We start from the raw sequence: 13,853 nt of genomic DNA on the forward strand, positions 1-13,853 counted from the left end.
GCTTCTTGTATATGTTGAGTATTTATAGTAGTAAAGGGTGAAAATGTATGGCAAGGCGTAAGAAAAAAAGAAAAACCGAGTGGAAATCGCAGCTAACGTATGAATTGATCGGTCTCGGCTTATTAGTCATTGCCGTCGTTACATTTGCAAGGTTAGGGACAGTCGGGGAAACATTTGTACGACTCTTCCGTTTTTTTCTTGGTGAATGGTTTGTTGTTTTGGCAATAGGACTTTTAGTCGTTGCGCTCTATATAATGATTAAAAGGCAAAATCCTAAGTTTTGGAGCCGAAGATTGTCTGGGGTTTATGTTACTATCCTTTCTTTTGTTTTATTTAGTCATGTTGGATTGTTTCATCAGTTAAGTGGGAGGGAAGGATTTCAGGATCAGTCGGTTATTCGTAATACGTGGAATTTATTTTGGATGGAAATGAGAGGTGAAACTGCGCTTTCTGATCTTGGTGGTGGTATGGTTGGTTCGATTGCTTTTGCAGTAAGCCATTTTTTATTCGCTGAAATGGGAACGTACTTCTTATGTTTTATTTTGTTTATAATTGGTTTCATTTTAATGACCGGAAAGTCTATTTCCGAAATAGTAGGAAAAGGACTAAGAAAATGCTATTTATTTGTTATTGATACATTTAGTAGTCTGATAAATGAACTAAAACAATTACGTGAGAAAGCGAATGAACGGTTGCAAGAAGAGCGAAAAACATTACGTGATAAAAAAGAGGCGCGTGATAAGAGTAAAAGTACCGATCTGGATCTTCCTACAGCCACAGAAGATTTACAGGAAGAAGTAGAGCCGGAAATTGTCGACTTTACCCAAAAAGCATACAGACAAGAAGAAAATAAACAAACAAAAACTGACAGGACACATGGGGAAAGTGCACAGCAGGCTAAAAAATCAGCTGAGAATTCTACAGAAGAAGAAGTGCATGTTCCGCTTGTCACTGCACAAGAAACAAATGAATCATATATTCTTCCAAATGTGGACATATTGAAACTACCAAATAACCCTAGTCAAGCAAACGAAAAGAAACATTTAACTGCAAATGCAAGGAAGCTCGAACAAACGTTAGAAAGCTTTGGTGTTAAGGCACGTGTATCAAAAGTTCATTTGGGTCCAGCTGTCACAAAGTATGAGGTAAACCCAAGTGTTGGCGTGAAAGTGAGTAAGATTGTAAATCTAGCAGATGATTTAGCTTTAGCCCTAGCAGCAAAAGATATACGGATTGAGGCACCAATCCCCGGTAAATCTGCAATAGGGATAGAGGTTCCAAACCAAGAGGTTGCGATTGTCACGCTTAGAGAGGTACTTGATACACCAGAGTCAGACGCCGATAAACATGTTCTTGCAGTAGGGCTTGGAAGAGATATATCTGGAGAGCCGGTATTAGCACACTTAAACAAAATGCCTCACCTTCTTGTAGCTGGGGCTACAGGAAGTGGGAAAAGTGTATGTATTAATGGAATAATTACCAGTATATTGCTTAAAGCAAAGCCACATGAAGTCAAACTAATGATGATAGACCCGAAAATGGTTGAGTTAACCGTATACAATGGAGTTCCACATTTATTAACACCAGTTGTAACAGAACCAAAGAAAGCTTCACAAGCCTTAAAAAAGGTTGTTGCAGAAATGGAGAGAAGGTATGATTTATTTTCACATACCGGAACAAGAAATATTGAAGGGTACAATGAATTGATTACTCGTCAAAATGAAACTGATGAAGCAAAACAACCAACACTGCCATTTATTGTTGTAATTGTGGACGAACTAGCTGATTTAATGATGGTGGCTTCTGGTGATGTTGAAGACTCGATTGCAAGGTTAGCGCAGATGGCTCGTGCAGCAGGTATTCATATGATCATCGCAACCCAGCGACCATCTGTTGATGTAATTACGGGTGTAATTAAAGCTAATATCCCGTCAAGAATTGCATTTGGTGTTTCTTCTCAAACGGATTCACGAACCATTTTAGATTCAGGAGGAGCAGAAAAACTTCTCGGGCGTGGCGATATGCTTTACTTGCCTATGGGGGCAACGAAACCAAAGAGGATTCAAGGTGCGTTCCTTTCTGATGCTGAAGTAGAAGAAGTAGTTGAATTTGTCATTTCTCAACAGAAGGCGCAATATCAAGAAGAGATGGAGCCTTCAGAAGAACAAGTTGTAACTGAAAAAGTAAATGATGATTTATATGATGCTGCTGTTGAGTTAGTTACAGATATGAACACAGCTTCCGTTTCGATGTTACAGCGACGATTTAGAATCGGTTATACAAGAGCTGCAAGATTGATTGATGAGATGGAGGTTAGAGGCATTGTAGGGCCATATGAAGGCAGTAAACCGAGGGAAGTACTTATTGAGAAACCTAGAGAAGATGAGGCAACCTCGTAATGAAAGAAGGGGTGGAGATTATGATTAGAGCAGACCATAGGCCATTATATTTACAAGTGATTGATCGACTAAAAGAAGATATAGATAACCAAGTTTATAATGAAGGAGAAAAGTTACCTTCCGAGTTTGAACTTTCTAAAATACTTGGTGTTAGCCGCGCTACGTTACGTGAAGCCTTACGCTTACTTGAAGAAGATGGAGTTGTCGTTCGGAGGCATGGAGTAGGTACGTTCGTTCATTCAAAACCTCTTTTCTCTTCAGGTCTAGAAGAATTAGATAGTGTTACAGATATGATTATTAAAGCAAAGATGAAGCCGGGAACGATCTTTTTATCTTCTTCTGTAAAGGAAGCAAGTGAGGAAGAGCAAGACAAGTTCATGAAAGAGGATTTACTGGAAGTCATGGAGATTGAAAGGGTACGTACAGCTGATGATTCACCGGTTGTGTATTGTTTGGATCGGATTCCAAACGAATTGGTTAAAAATCATTCTATTCATGAAACGAAATCGATTTTTCGCTTTTTAGAGGAATTGGGTAGGACCATTTCTTACGCTGTTACGTATGTTGAGCCAATTGGCTATCATGAACGTATTTCTGATATTTTAGAATGTGAACCGGGGGCATCAATGCTTTTGTTAAAACAAATGCATTACGATCAGTCAGAACAGCCGATTCTTTATTCATTAAATTACTTTCGTGCAGATAAATTTAAGTTTCACGTAGTAAGAAAAAGAGTGTAAGCATAACCTAATCTTGATTGGAGCTGTTTATACCACTAAAGGCTTAAAATGAATCACAAAAATAAGGTGGCGTTTCAAAAGAATAACTATTACGTTAGTCTATAGTTCCGTCCCGGTTTCTACAGAGAAGGAGATGATTGACTTGATACAATTAGAAGAACATATACATGAAATAAAAGGTTTAACCGTGCATTCAATCAAGACAAATAAATACAAGACAAATTCTCTGATATTGATGGCAAGGGCCCCATTAACAGAGGCTAATGTATCTATGCGAGCGTTACTTCCACATATCTTACAAAATGGAACAGCTAAAAGTCCTTCTCGGAAACAATTACGTGAGAGACTAGATGATATGTATGGAGCAATGCTTTCAACTGATGTACAAAAAAAGGGCGAAGAGCATGTTATTTCGATTCGACTTGATGTTGCAAATGAGCGATTTTTATCAGATTCAACCCCGTTGTTTGATAAGGCGATCTCATTGCTTGCAGAGGTGGTCTTTCAACCACAGTTAGAAAATGGTACCTTTGTTCAATCTGTCGTGGAAAATGAAAAGCGTTCGCTTAAACAACGAATTAAATCTGTCTATGATGATAAAATGCGTTATGCCAATGTACGTGTTACAGAAGAAATGTGTAAAGGAGAGCCGTTTGCTTTAACCGCATTTGGTACAGAGGAAGAAGTGGATTCAATTAGCGCTGAATCTCTTTTTAATTACTATAAAGAAATTTTAAAAACAAATCATTTTGACCTTTATATAGTTGGCGATATAAATGAGGAAGAAGCTACTAAAAGTGTAGAAAAGCAATTTAACGGTTTATCAGAAAACGATGTGGTGCATACATTTAAAACATCACCTAGCCCAGAAGTGCAACAAGTCAACGTTGTCAATGAGGAACAAGATGTAAAACAAGGGAAGCTACATATGGGCTTTCGTACGTATACAACATATGCTGATGATGATTATGTAGCTATGCAGGTATGTAATGGCCTTTACGGAGCATTTTCGCATTCAAAGCTTTTTATTAATGTACGCGAAAAAGAAAGTTTAGCTTATTATGCAGCTTCAAGGTTTGAAAGTCATAAAGGTATTATGATGGTTATGTCAGGAATTGAATTTGAAAAATATGACCGTGCAGTTGAAATTATTAAAGAGCAGTTTAATGCAATGCAACAAGGTGACTTTACTGATGCTGAAGTTGAACAAACAAAGGCGATGTTAAAAAACCAAATTCTTGAAACTGCCGATGTTGCAAGGGGTTTTGTCGAGCTGTCTTACCATCAAGTAGTAAGTGGGACTTCACGTTCGATTGATGAATGGATGCAGCAAATTGACAGAGTTAAAAAAGAGGATATTATTCGAGTTGCAAAAAAAGTTAAATTAGATACAATCTATTTCCTAAAAGGCAAGGAGGAGAAGTAATGAAACCAGTTCAATTCTCACAATTAGACGAGACTCTTTATCATGAAAAACTAGATAATGGATTAGATGTCTATATCTTGCCAAAAGAAGGGTTTAATAAAACATTTGCCACATTTACTACCAAATATGGTTCAATTGACCAACAATTTACACCAATTGGAAAAGAAGAATCAATAAAAGTCCCAGATGGGATCGCTCATTTTCTTGAACATAAAATGTTTGAGGATGAACAAGGAGATGTATTCCAAGATTTTAGTAAACAAGGTGCTTCTGCAAACGCATTTACAAGCTTCACTCGTACTGCTTATTTATTTTCTAGTACTACGAATGTAGAGAAGAATTTGGATACTCTATTAAATTTTGTTCAGCACCCGTATTTTACGGAAGAGAGCGTTGAAAAGGAAAAAGGGATTATTAATCAGGAAATCACGATGTATGATGATAACCCAGATTGGCGTGCATACTTCGGTGTCATTGAAAATATGTTCCACCATCATCCTGTTAAGATTGATATTGCAGGTACTATTAAGTCGATTTCTAATATTACCAAGGATTTGTTATACACGTGTTATGAGACGTTTTATCATCCATCTAATATGGTTTTATTCGTGATAGGCCCAGTTGAACCTGATAAAGTTATGCAACAAGTAAAAGACAATCAGTCGAATAAGGAATTTTCAGAGGCGCAAGAAATTAAACGATTTTTTGAGGAAGAACCAGATTCAGTAGCGAAAGAAATGAATGTTATCACAATGCCTGTTCAAACGCCAAAATGCTTAGTAGGGTTTAAGGAAACGGGAGCTACACGACAAGGAGAGGACTTGTTAAAACGAGAATTATCATTGAATGTTATTCTTGATATGATGTTTGGACAAAGCTCTGATAATTATCAAACTTTATTTGAAGAAGGTTTGATTGACGATTCATTTTCATTTGACCACTCTGCAGAAGAAGGCTTCGGTTTCACGATTATTGGAGGGGATACAAGATATCCAGATAAGCTTGCAGCAAGAATCAAGGAAATGGTTGAATCGTTTAAACAAGCAAAATTATCAGATGAACAAGTAAATCGAGTTGTGAAGAAAAAAATCGGTTCATTCTTACGTTCATTAAATTCTCCAGAGTATATTGCCAATCAGTTTACTCGTTATCAATTTAATGATATGAATTTATTTGATGTCGTTCCTACACTCGAGAGCTTAACGATAAATGAACTTCAAGGTGTGCTAGAAGATCATTTTCAATTTGACAGATTTACCATTTGTCAAGTGAAGCCAGAAGGGTATGCAGAGTAAATGAAGGCTATTTTAATTACCGGAGCATCTGGAGGGATTGGCGCTCAAATAGCAAGAGAGCTGGCATCTCCGGGCTCCGCTCTTTTTTTGCATTATTTTCAAAATGAACAAGCAGTAAAAAACGTTGCATTGGAATGTGAAAAAAAGGGGGCAATTGTTCAGCTTGTTAGTGCGGACTTGACAAGTGATGATGGAGCTGAACAATTAGTAGCAAGCCTTCCAAAAGAACGTACTTTTCATACGATTGTACATAATGCAGGTTTAAGCCCTTTTGGATTATTTACAGAAGTAGACAATCATGAACTTAAGAGAGTTATGAATATTCATCTCCTTAATCCAATGAAAATCACCAGAAGTTTACTTCCTTCTATGATTCAAGAAAGACAGGGGAAGATCATTTTCATATCATCTATTTGGGGAGTAACAGGTGCTTCGTGCGAAGTGGTCTATTCGGCTGCAAAAGGAGGAGCCAATAGCTTTGTTAAAGGGTTAGCTAAAGAGGTCGCGCCTAGTCAAATCCAAGTAAACGCCGTAGCACCTGGAGCGATTGAAACGGAAATGTTAAAAAATCATGGGCTTGAAAATGTAGAAAATTTAAAAGAAGAAATCCCTGCAAATGTTATAGGTAAGCCTGCTGATGTTGCGCATTTAGTTGCTTTTTTGAGCTCGGATAAAGCTGATTATATTAATGGTCAAGTTTTATCGGTGAATGGAGCTTGGTACTGTTAAAAAAGTTGTTAAAAGTGAAAAGCAATGAATATTCCACTCTTCCTTGAGAAAAAATAATAAAGAATTACATTATCAAGGAGGGGTCTTACTATGTCTGTACTTGACAATTGGGAACAATGGAAAGATTTTTTAGGTAATCGTCTAAATCAAGCTCAGTCTGAGGGAATGAGTCAAAACGTTGTGTCTGATGTTGCTTATCAAGTTGGTGAGTATTTGGCACAACAAGTTGAACCAAAAAATGAACAAGAACGTGTGTTAGCTGAGCTATGGAAAGTAGCTGATGAACAGGAGCAACACGCAATTGCAAACATGATGGTAAAACTTGTTCAAAATGAAGGTTAATTTAGCATAGAAAAAATTTCAAAGAGGTTGTCTCATGAGGTGCTGATAAAACTATGAGCCACAGCTATTGTATGTTTACATTTTGTGCGTATAATACACTGGTCTTAGGTTAGAGCCTAATTGAGACAACCCTTTTTTTATTCTGTAATGTATAAATCTTGATCCTTTACATAATGCAAACGTTAATGAGCAAACTATGATTAGCAAGATTACCCAAAGTGACGATGTCAACAGACAATTTTTTCCGACAAAGTTCTTTCATTTATTAGCAAAATCAATTATTATGATAAATGAGATCTCATATAGCCTCACATATGACTCAATTAGTGTAAAGGGTGAAGCAAATGGGTTTAAAAGAATGGTACTTAGAATATCAAATACATAAAAATAGACCGGGACTTCTCGGTGATATCTCTTCTTTACTTGGGATGTTAGCAATAAATATCGTCACGATTAATGGAGTTGATAACATGAGGCGAGGCATGTTAATTCGCAGTTCATCGGATGACCAAGTTGCGAGGTTCAAGGCAATTTTAGAAACGATAGAGGATATTACAGTGATTAAGGTTAGAGAACCAAGACTACGCGACCGTTTAGCTATTCGTCATGGGCGTTATATTGAGCGCGATGCTGATGATAAGAAAACATTTCGTTTTATCCGTACTGAATTAGGTCTGCTTGTTGATTTTATGGCGGAGCAATTTAAGCGTGAAGGTCACTTTTTAGTCGGAATTCGAGGGATGCCAAGGGTTGGGAAAACGGAATCGATTGTTGCTGCAAGTGTATGTGCAAATAAAAGATGGTCCTTTATTTCTTCTACCCTCTTAAGGCAAACGGTACGCAGCCAACTGGCAGAGGATGAGATGAGCGAAGATCATATCTTTATCATTGATGGAATTGTAACAACGATGCGGTCGACAGAAAAACATCGAACATTAGTAAGTGATATTATGCGTTTGCCTGCTATCAAAGTGGTTGAACATCCAGACATTTTCGTTCGCGAAACGGAGTATGAATTAGACGATTTTGATTGCATCATTGAACTAAGAAACGATGAGGGAGAAGAGATTACATACGAAGTTGTAGAATCGGGTTTTTCCTCTTTTGATATAAGTTAGAGGTAGGTAGGTGTTATGAGTGTCAGAATTAGGTCAGCATTTAAAGGAAGTACGTGAACAGAAACAAATGTCATTAGATGACCTTCAACGTACGACGAAGATTCAAAAGCGATATCTAATTGCAATTGAAGAAGGGCGTTTTGATACATTACCGGGGATTTTTTATGCAAGAGCATTTGTCAAAACATATGCTGAAGCAATTGGAATTGATCCCGAGCCACTGTTTGACCAATATAAGAATGAGCTTCCCAATCCTCAACGAGAGGCTGTGACGCTCCCGTCACGAGTAGAACGGAGTAAGCCTGCACAAGCTTCGAAAAAACGAGCCAAGAAAGGTTCGTTTTTTCCAGCAATAGTAGCAATTGCATTTGTTGGAATTATCGTAGTTGGAATTTGGTTAATGGCACAGGGAGGTACTGGAGACGGTGGTGCAATTGCTCCGGATGAAAGTGAAAATCTTGAGGCTGATTTTTCTGAGGATGTAGGAATGCCTCCTGAAGAAGAGCCTGAAGAAGAGATCGAAGAAGTACAAGAGGAAGCGATAGTTGAAGAAGAAGAGGAAGAAGAAGTAGAGCCTGAGCCAGAATTCGAGCTGAATTTTATAGAAAGTTCAGGTAATACATCTTATTTTGAGTTAGAGAATGGACACTTGGAAGATATTCGTATTGAGATTAAAGAAGATCGTTCCTACATTGATGTAAAAAATGCGTTGGGCAAAACGTTTTATAGTGGCACCCCTTCTGCTGGGGATGATGATATAACACTAGATCTAGAGGGAGAAGAACAAGTTATTTTTAACTTTGGCGCTTCTCAAAACGTTAGATTTTTTATCAACGACCAACGGGTTGAGTTTCCTTTAGACATAACTCATCAGAAAGTTGATATTACAATTATAGACTAATGAAAAAGAGGTCTTCACCATACTACTTACTTGGTTGCAAAGGTAAGGATGGGTGACCTCTTTTTTTTATTTAGGAATATGTTGGTTGAATTTATAAATTTATAGTAATTATGGTACAATGAATGTTGCGGGCATGTGACTAGCTATCATTGTTATTTGAAAGAAGGGAATCTTGTTGAATTTACCAAATAAAATTACCATCTCACGAATTTTTCTCATACCATTATTTATGATATTCTTTTTAGTCCCTTTTTCATTTGGTGACGTGAATTTTCTAGGAACCATGATTCCACTTGCTCATCTAATCGGTGCAATAATTTTCATTATTGCTGCAGCAACAGATTGGCTCGATGGATATTATGCTAGAAAGCACCAACTTGTAACAAATTTAGGGAAGTTTCTCGATCCACTTGCTGATAAATTATTGATAACAGCAGCTTTAATTGTACTTGTGGAATTACAAATGTTGCCTGCTTGGATTGCGATTGTGATCATAAGCCGTGAATTTGCCGTAACTGGAATTCGGTTAGTTGCTGCAGCAGATGGAGATGTGATCGCTGCAAGTCAATTAGGAAAGTTAAAAACAGTTACTCAAATCGTTGCAATCGCTGCTCTCATGCTTCACAATTGGCCTTTTCAAGCATTGTCATTACCTTTTGACATGATTGCAATTTATGTAGCAACCTTTTTGACGATTGTTTCTGGAATTGACTATTTCCAAAAAAATCAACATATACTTCTTAAATCAAAATAGTAGGCGGTAGATGCCATGAATGCTGAACTTATTTCTGTAGGGTCTGAATTGCTACTAGGACAAATTGTTAATACAAATGCTGCGTTTCTGTCTCAGGAGCTTGCGATACTCGGCATAAATGTTTATTATCAGACAACGGTTGGAGACAATGATAAAAGACTTGCTGTTGCTCTAAAGCAGGCTAAATCACGTTCAGACTTAATTATTCTTACCGGTGGGTTAGGTCCAACGAAAGATGACCTCACAAAGGAAACGATTGCTTCAGTAGTTGGAAAATCACTAGTGCATCATGAAGAATCCTTACATAATATCGAAGATTTTTTCAGGAAAAGAAATCTCCCAATGTCTAAGAATAATCGTAAACAAGCTCTTGTCATTGAAGGAAGCCATGTATTAAATAATTTTCATGGTATGGCTCCAGGAATGATTGTTTCAGATGACGAAACAAAGTTTGTCCTTTTGCCAGGCCCCCCACAAGAAATGAAGCCAATGTTTACAAATGAGTTACTACCAGAGCTGATCAAGATGATGGGAGAACAAGAGTCAATTACGTCTCGAGTCCTTCGTTTCTTTGGTATTGGTGAGTCGCAACTTGAAACGGACTTATTAGATTTAATTGAGAAACAGACGAATCCAACGATTGCTCCTTTAGCAAGTGAAGGAGAAGTAACATTACGGCTTACGGTGAAACATGCAGATAAAGCTGAGCAGCAACGGCTGTTAGATGTGACAGAAGAGCGAATATTAAAACGTGTCGGCCAATACTTTTATGGGTATGATGATACGTCACTGATGGAACAACTTTTTTTGCAATTAAAAGAAAAAAACTGTACGATAGCTACAGCAGAAAGCTTTACTGGAGGTAAGTTTTCAGGTTTGTTGACTTCTATTCCTGGTTCTTCTTCTATTTTCAGAGGTGGAATTGTTTCGTACGCAACTGATGTGAAGGAAAATGTTTTGGGAGTGTCGAATGAAGTCATTACTAATCATGGTGTTATCAGTCATCAATGTGCGACTGAAATGGCTCGCTGTGCAAAGGAACAATATGAGTCTGATGTTGCGATAAGCTTTACAGGTGTAGCTGGTCCCGGTAAGCAAGAAGGAAAGGAACCTGGTACGATTTATATAGGAATTTCAGGACTTTCTCCCGACCCTTTGTATTTTGAATTAGTACTGCCCGGTGGGCGCAATGCTGTTAGAGATCGTGCGATAAAATATGGTTGTTTTTATTTATTGAACGAAATGAAAAGGTGGAATAAGAAAGAATGACAACATACTTTAATGATTTTCAAATTTCAGACCAAATAAAACGCGCAATTAAGGATATGGGCTTTGAAGAGCCTTCTCCTATTCAGGAAAAAGCAATCCCTGTTATTTTAGAAGGTGGAGATGTAATTGGCCAGGCTCAAACAGGGACGGGTAAAACGGCTGCTTTTGGAATACCGGTAGTTGATAAGGTGACATCAGATCGTTATGTTCAAGCATTGATCCTAACTCCGACAAGGGAATTAGCGATTCAAGTGTCTGGTGAATTACAGAAGTTATCTGTACACAAACCAATTAGAACACTGCCAATTTATGGTGGCCAATCGATAGGACATCAAATTCGAGCGCTAAAACAAGGCGTTCAAGTTGTTATCGGAACACCAGGAAGAATACTAGATCATTTACGCAGACAAACGTTAAAGCTTGATCAAGTACATACTGTTGTTCTTGATGAGGCAGATGAAATGCTTGATATGGGTTTCGTTGACGATATCGAATCAATTCTTCGTCAAGTTAATACAGAGCGCCAAACCCTTCTTTTTTCAGCAACAATGCCTCCTGCAATTAAGAAGTTGTCTCGGAAATATATGACAGCACCGAAAACTGTTACGATTAACAAAGGAGAAGTAACAGCACCGTTAATTGATCAGATGTATTATAAAGTGTTAGAACGAAATAAAATTGAATCTTTATGTCGTATTATTGATAGTGAAGAGATTGAATTAGGGATTTTGTTCTGTCGTACGAAAAAGGGAGTTGCTGAACTCGCTGAAGCCCTGCAAGCCCGTGGTTACTTAGCTGATGGGTTGCATGGTGATTTAACACAGTCACAACGTGATGCCGTTATGAAGAAATTCCGTGATTCTTCCATTGAGTTTTTAATTGCAACGGATGTGGCTGCACGGGGTATTGATGTAGATAATGTTACTCATGTTATTAATTACGATATTCCACAAGACCCAGAAAGCTATGTGCACCGTATCGGCCGTACAGGGCGTGCCGGAAGAAAAGGACTAGCTCTTACTCTTGTCACTCCTCGTGAAATGAAACATTTGAGGTCAATTGAACAAGAAATCAAGATGAGCATTCCTTCTCAAGATGTTCCGACGATTGAGGAAGTTGTTGTTAAGCAGCAAGGTTCTTGGAAGAAGTTAATTGCTGATACGATCACAACGGGTGGAAAAGAAAAGGAATTGTTTGATCCACTTGTAGAGGAAGTTCTTACTGAGTTTTCAGCAAGAGATGTTGTATCCGCTTTGTTGAAAATGAACTTTTCACCTACTACAGCTTCTGATGAGTCAAGCTACAGTTTCGGAGACACAGGAGCAGCAAAAGGGATGGTACGTTTCTTTATTAATGTAGGTAGAAATGTGAATATGACACCTAAAGTATTGATTGAAGCCATTTCAGAACTCGTTGGTATTCCTGGGAAGTCTGTTGGGAAAATCGATATTTTTGAGAACTTTACATTTGTTGAAGTTCCTGAAGAAGCAGCTCCGTTTGTGTATGAAGCTCTTCGCTATTCGCGAATTAGTGGCGCAAGGGTGAATTTAGAGCCTGCGAAGCCACGTCCAAAGCGCGAACCACGCCGTACGCCAACACGTAGTTAACAATTGAGTTGAGAAAGAGCCCTTCCTAGGGGTTTTTTCTCTTCCTTTCCTCTAAAAAATAAACCTATCCCCTAAAACAAGCGAATAAATGTTCGTAAAAACTCTTGGCAAAAGCGAAAAAAGCATGTATGATAGAAAAGAATTAAACATAGATTCTTATTTCTTATTTAAAATACATTTTAATTGATAATAGAGGAGAGATTTGCATGGGTGATCGTAAGGCAGCTCTTGATATGGCGCTACGTCAAATCGAAAAACAATTTGGTAAAGGATCGATTATGAAGCTTGGTGAACAAGCTGAACAACGAGTTTCGACTGTCTCAAGTGGAGCGCTTGCACTTGATATTGCACTAGGAGTGGGTGGCTATCCTAAAGGGCGTGTCATCGAAGTATACGGTCCGGAATCATCTGGTAAAACAACGGTATCTTTACACGCTATCGCGGAGGTGCAAAGACAAGGTGGTCAAGCTGCATTTATCGATGCAGAGCACGCACTTGATCCGGTCTATGCACAAAAATTAGGTGTTAATATTGATGAGTTATTGCTTTCGCAGCCGGATACTGGAGAACAGGCGCTTGAAATTGCAGAAGCGCTCGTACGTAGTGGAGCAGTAGATATGATTGTAATTGATAGTGTGGCAGCTCTTGTACCGAAAGCTGAAATTGAAGGTGACATGGGAGATAGCCATGTTGGTTTGCAAGCACGTCTAATGTCTCAAGCATTACGTAAGCTATCAGGGGCGATCAATAAATCGAAGACGATCGCGATTTTTATCAACCAAATTCGTGAAAAAGTCGGAGTGATGTTTGGAAATCCGGAAACAACTCCAGGTGGACGTGCGCTCAAATTCTATTCATCTGTTCGACTTGAAGTTCGCCGTGCGGAAACATTAAAGCAAGGTAATGACATGGTAGGGAATAAAACAAAGATAAAGATTGTCAAAAATAAAGTTGCCCCTCCATTTAAAGTAGCAGAAGTAGATATTATGTACGGAGAAGGAATTTCTCGAGAGGGCTCGATTATAGATATCGCTTCAGACTTAGATATTGTTCAAAAAAGTGGTGCATGGTACTCATTTAATGAAGAGCGTCTCGGTCAAGGTCGAGAGAATGCCAAGCAGTTCTTAAAAGAAAATACTGAGCTTGCTAATCAAATTGAAACACTCATTCGTGATCATCACGGGTTAAACGGAGAGATTGAAGTTGCAGCAGCAACTGATGAAGAGTTTGATGAAGTTCCTTTTGATTTAAAGTAAATAAACGTATGAAGGGG

Annotated in this window: 12 protein-coding genes; all 12 read left to right on the forward strand. The window is 38.2% G+C overall.

Annotated elements, in window-relative coordinates:
* The first annotated feature begins 47 nt into the window (after positions 1-47).
* The 12 genes from AC1FXZ_RS04220 to recA all read left to right on the forward strand — a co-directional run bounded on the left by AC1FXZ_RS04220 (position 48) and on the right by recA (position 13,836).
* Complete coding sequence (locus AC1FXZ_RS04220) at positions 48-2,399, forward strand: FtsK/SpoIIIE family DNA translocase (protein WP_480051304.1); 2,352 nt, start codon at positions 48-50, stop codon at positions 2,397-2,399.
* A 20-nt stretch (positions 2,400-2,419) separates the two neighbouring features.
* Positions 2,420-3,139 (forward strand): GntR family transcriptional regulator, encoded by a 720-nt coding sequence (locus AC1FXZ_RS04225; protein ID WP_480051306.1) that lies wholly within the window; start codon positions 2,420-2,422, stop codon positions 3,137-3,139.
* A gap of 133 nt (positions 3,140-3,272) precedes the next feature.
* The gene (yfmF, locus tag AC1FXZ_RS04230; RefSeq protein ID WP_480051308.1) at positions 3,273-4,565 is read left to right on the forward strand and encodes an EF-P 5-aminopentanol modification-associated protein YfmF; all 1,293 of its coding nucleotides are present in this window, start codon (positions 3,273-3,275) and stop codon (positions 4,563-4,565) included.
* Positions 4,565-5,860 (forward strand): EF-P 5-aminopentanol modification-associated protein YfmH, encoded by a 1,296-nt coding sequence (gene yfmH, locus AC1FXZ_RS04235; RefSeq protein WP_480051310.1) that lies wholly within the window; start codon positions 4,565-4,567, stop codon positions 5,858-5,860. The genes yfmF and yfmH overlap by 1 nt, the downstream gene beginning before the upstream one ends.
* Positions 5,861-6,589, forward strand: coding sequence for an elongation factor P 5-aminopentanone reductase (gene ymfI / locus AC1FXZ_RS04240; protein WP_480051311.1), 729 nt, complete (start codon positions 5,861-5,863; stop codon positions 6,587-6,589).
* 90 nt (positions 6,590-6,679) lie between these two features.
* Positions 6,680-6,931: a DUF3243 family protein gene (locus tag AC1FXZ_RS04245; protein ID WP_480051313.1), complete on the forward strand. Its 252-nt coding sequence runs from the start codon at positions 6,680-6,682 to the stop codon at positions 6,929-6,931.
* 344 nt (positions 6,932-7,275) lie between these two features.
* A complete protein-coding gene (locus tag AC1FXZ_RS04250; protein ID WP_480051315.1) occupies positions 7,276-8,049 on the forward strand; it encodes a DUF3388 domain-containing protein in 774 nt (257 codons plus the stop codon).
* Between the two features lie 19 nt (positions 8,050-8,068).
* On the forward strand, positions 8,069-8,950 hold the full coding sequence (locus AC1FXZ_RS04255; RefSeq protein WP_480051317.1) for a RodZ domain-containing protein: 882 nt from the start codon (positions 8,069-8,071) through the stop codon (positions 8,948-8,950).
* Between the two features lie 175 nt (positions 8,951-9,125).
* Entirely contained in the window at positions 9,126-9,704 is a 579-nt protein-coding gene (gene pgsA / locus AC1FXZ_RS04260) for a CDP-diacylglycerol--glycerol-3-phosphate 3-phosphatidyltransferase (protein ID WP_480051319.1), read from the forward strand.
* A 15-nt stretch (positions 9,705-9,719) separates the two neighbouring features.
* Entirely contained in the window at positions 9,720-10,973 is a 1,254-nt protein-coding gene (locus tag AC1FXZ_RS04265; protein ID WP_480051321.1) for a competence/damage-inducible protein A, read from the forward strand.
* Positions 10,970-12,580 carry a DEAD/DEAH box helicase gene (locus AC1FXZ_RS04270; RefSeq protein ID WP_480051323.1) on the forward strand — a complete coding sequence of 537 codons (1,611 nt, stop codon included), beginning with the start codon at positions 10,970-10,972 and terminating at the stop codon, positions 12,578-12,580. Before AC1FXZ_RS04265 ends, AC1FXZ_RS04270 begins: the two co-directional genes overlap by 4 nt.
* Positions 12,581-12,786: 206 nt before the next feature.
* Positions 12,787-13,836 carry a recombinase RecA gene (gene recA / locus AC1FXZ_RS04275; RefSeq protein ID WP_480051324.1) on the forward strand — a complete coding sequence of 350 codons (1,050 nt, stop codon included), beginning with the start codon at positions 12,787-12,789 and terminating at the stop codon, positions 13,834-13,836.
* The last annotated feature ends 17 nt before the right edge of the window (positions 13,837-13,853 follow it).

This window comes from Halalkalibacter sp. HAAS-P014, from assembly GCF_056619965.1.

Bases quoted from the DNA above. Each gene is read 5' to 3' on its own strand.
- AC1FXZ_RS04220 (WP_480051304.1), top strand. From the start codon at position 48: ATGGCAAGGCGTAAGAAAAAAAGAAAAACCGAGTGGAAATCGCAGCTA.
- AC1FXZ_RS04250 (WP_480051315.1), top strand. From the start codon at position 7,276: ATGGGTTTAAAAGAATGGTACTTAGAATATCAAATACATAAAAATAGA.
- yfmF (WP_480051308.1), top strand. From the start codon at position 3,273: ATGATTGACTTGATACAATTAGAAGAACATATACATGAAATAAAAGGT.
- AC1FXZ_RS04270 (WP_480051323.1), top strand. From the start codon at position 10,970: ATGACAACATACTTTAATGATTTTCAAATTTCAGACCAAATAAAACGC.
- recA (WP_480051324.1), top strand. From the start codon at position 12,787: ATGGGTGATCGTAAGGCAGCTCTTGATATGGCGCTACGTCAAATCGAA.
- AC1FXZ_RS04265 (WP_480051321.1), top strand. From the start codon at position 9,720: ATGAATGCTGAACTTATTTCTGTAGGGTCTGAATTGCTACTAGGACAA.
- ymfI (WP_480051311.1), top strand. From the start codon at position 5,861: ATGAAGGCTATTTTAATTACCGGAGCATCTGGAGGGATTGGCGCTCAA.
- AC1FXZ_RS04245 (WP_480051313.1), top strand. From the start codon at position 6,680: ATGTCTGTACTTGACAATTGGGAACAATGGAAAGATTTTTTAGGTAAT.
- yfmH (WP_480051310.1), top strand. From the start codon at position 4,565: ATGAAACCAGTTCAATTCTCACAATTAGACGAGACTCTTTATCATGAA.
- AC1FXZ_RS04225 (WP_480051306.1), top strand. From the start codon at position 2,420: ATGATTAGAGCAGACCATAGGCCATTATATTTACAAGTGATTGATCGA.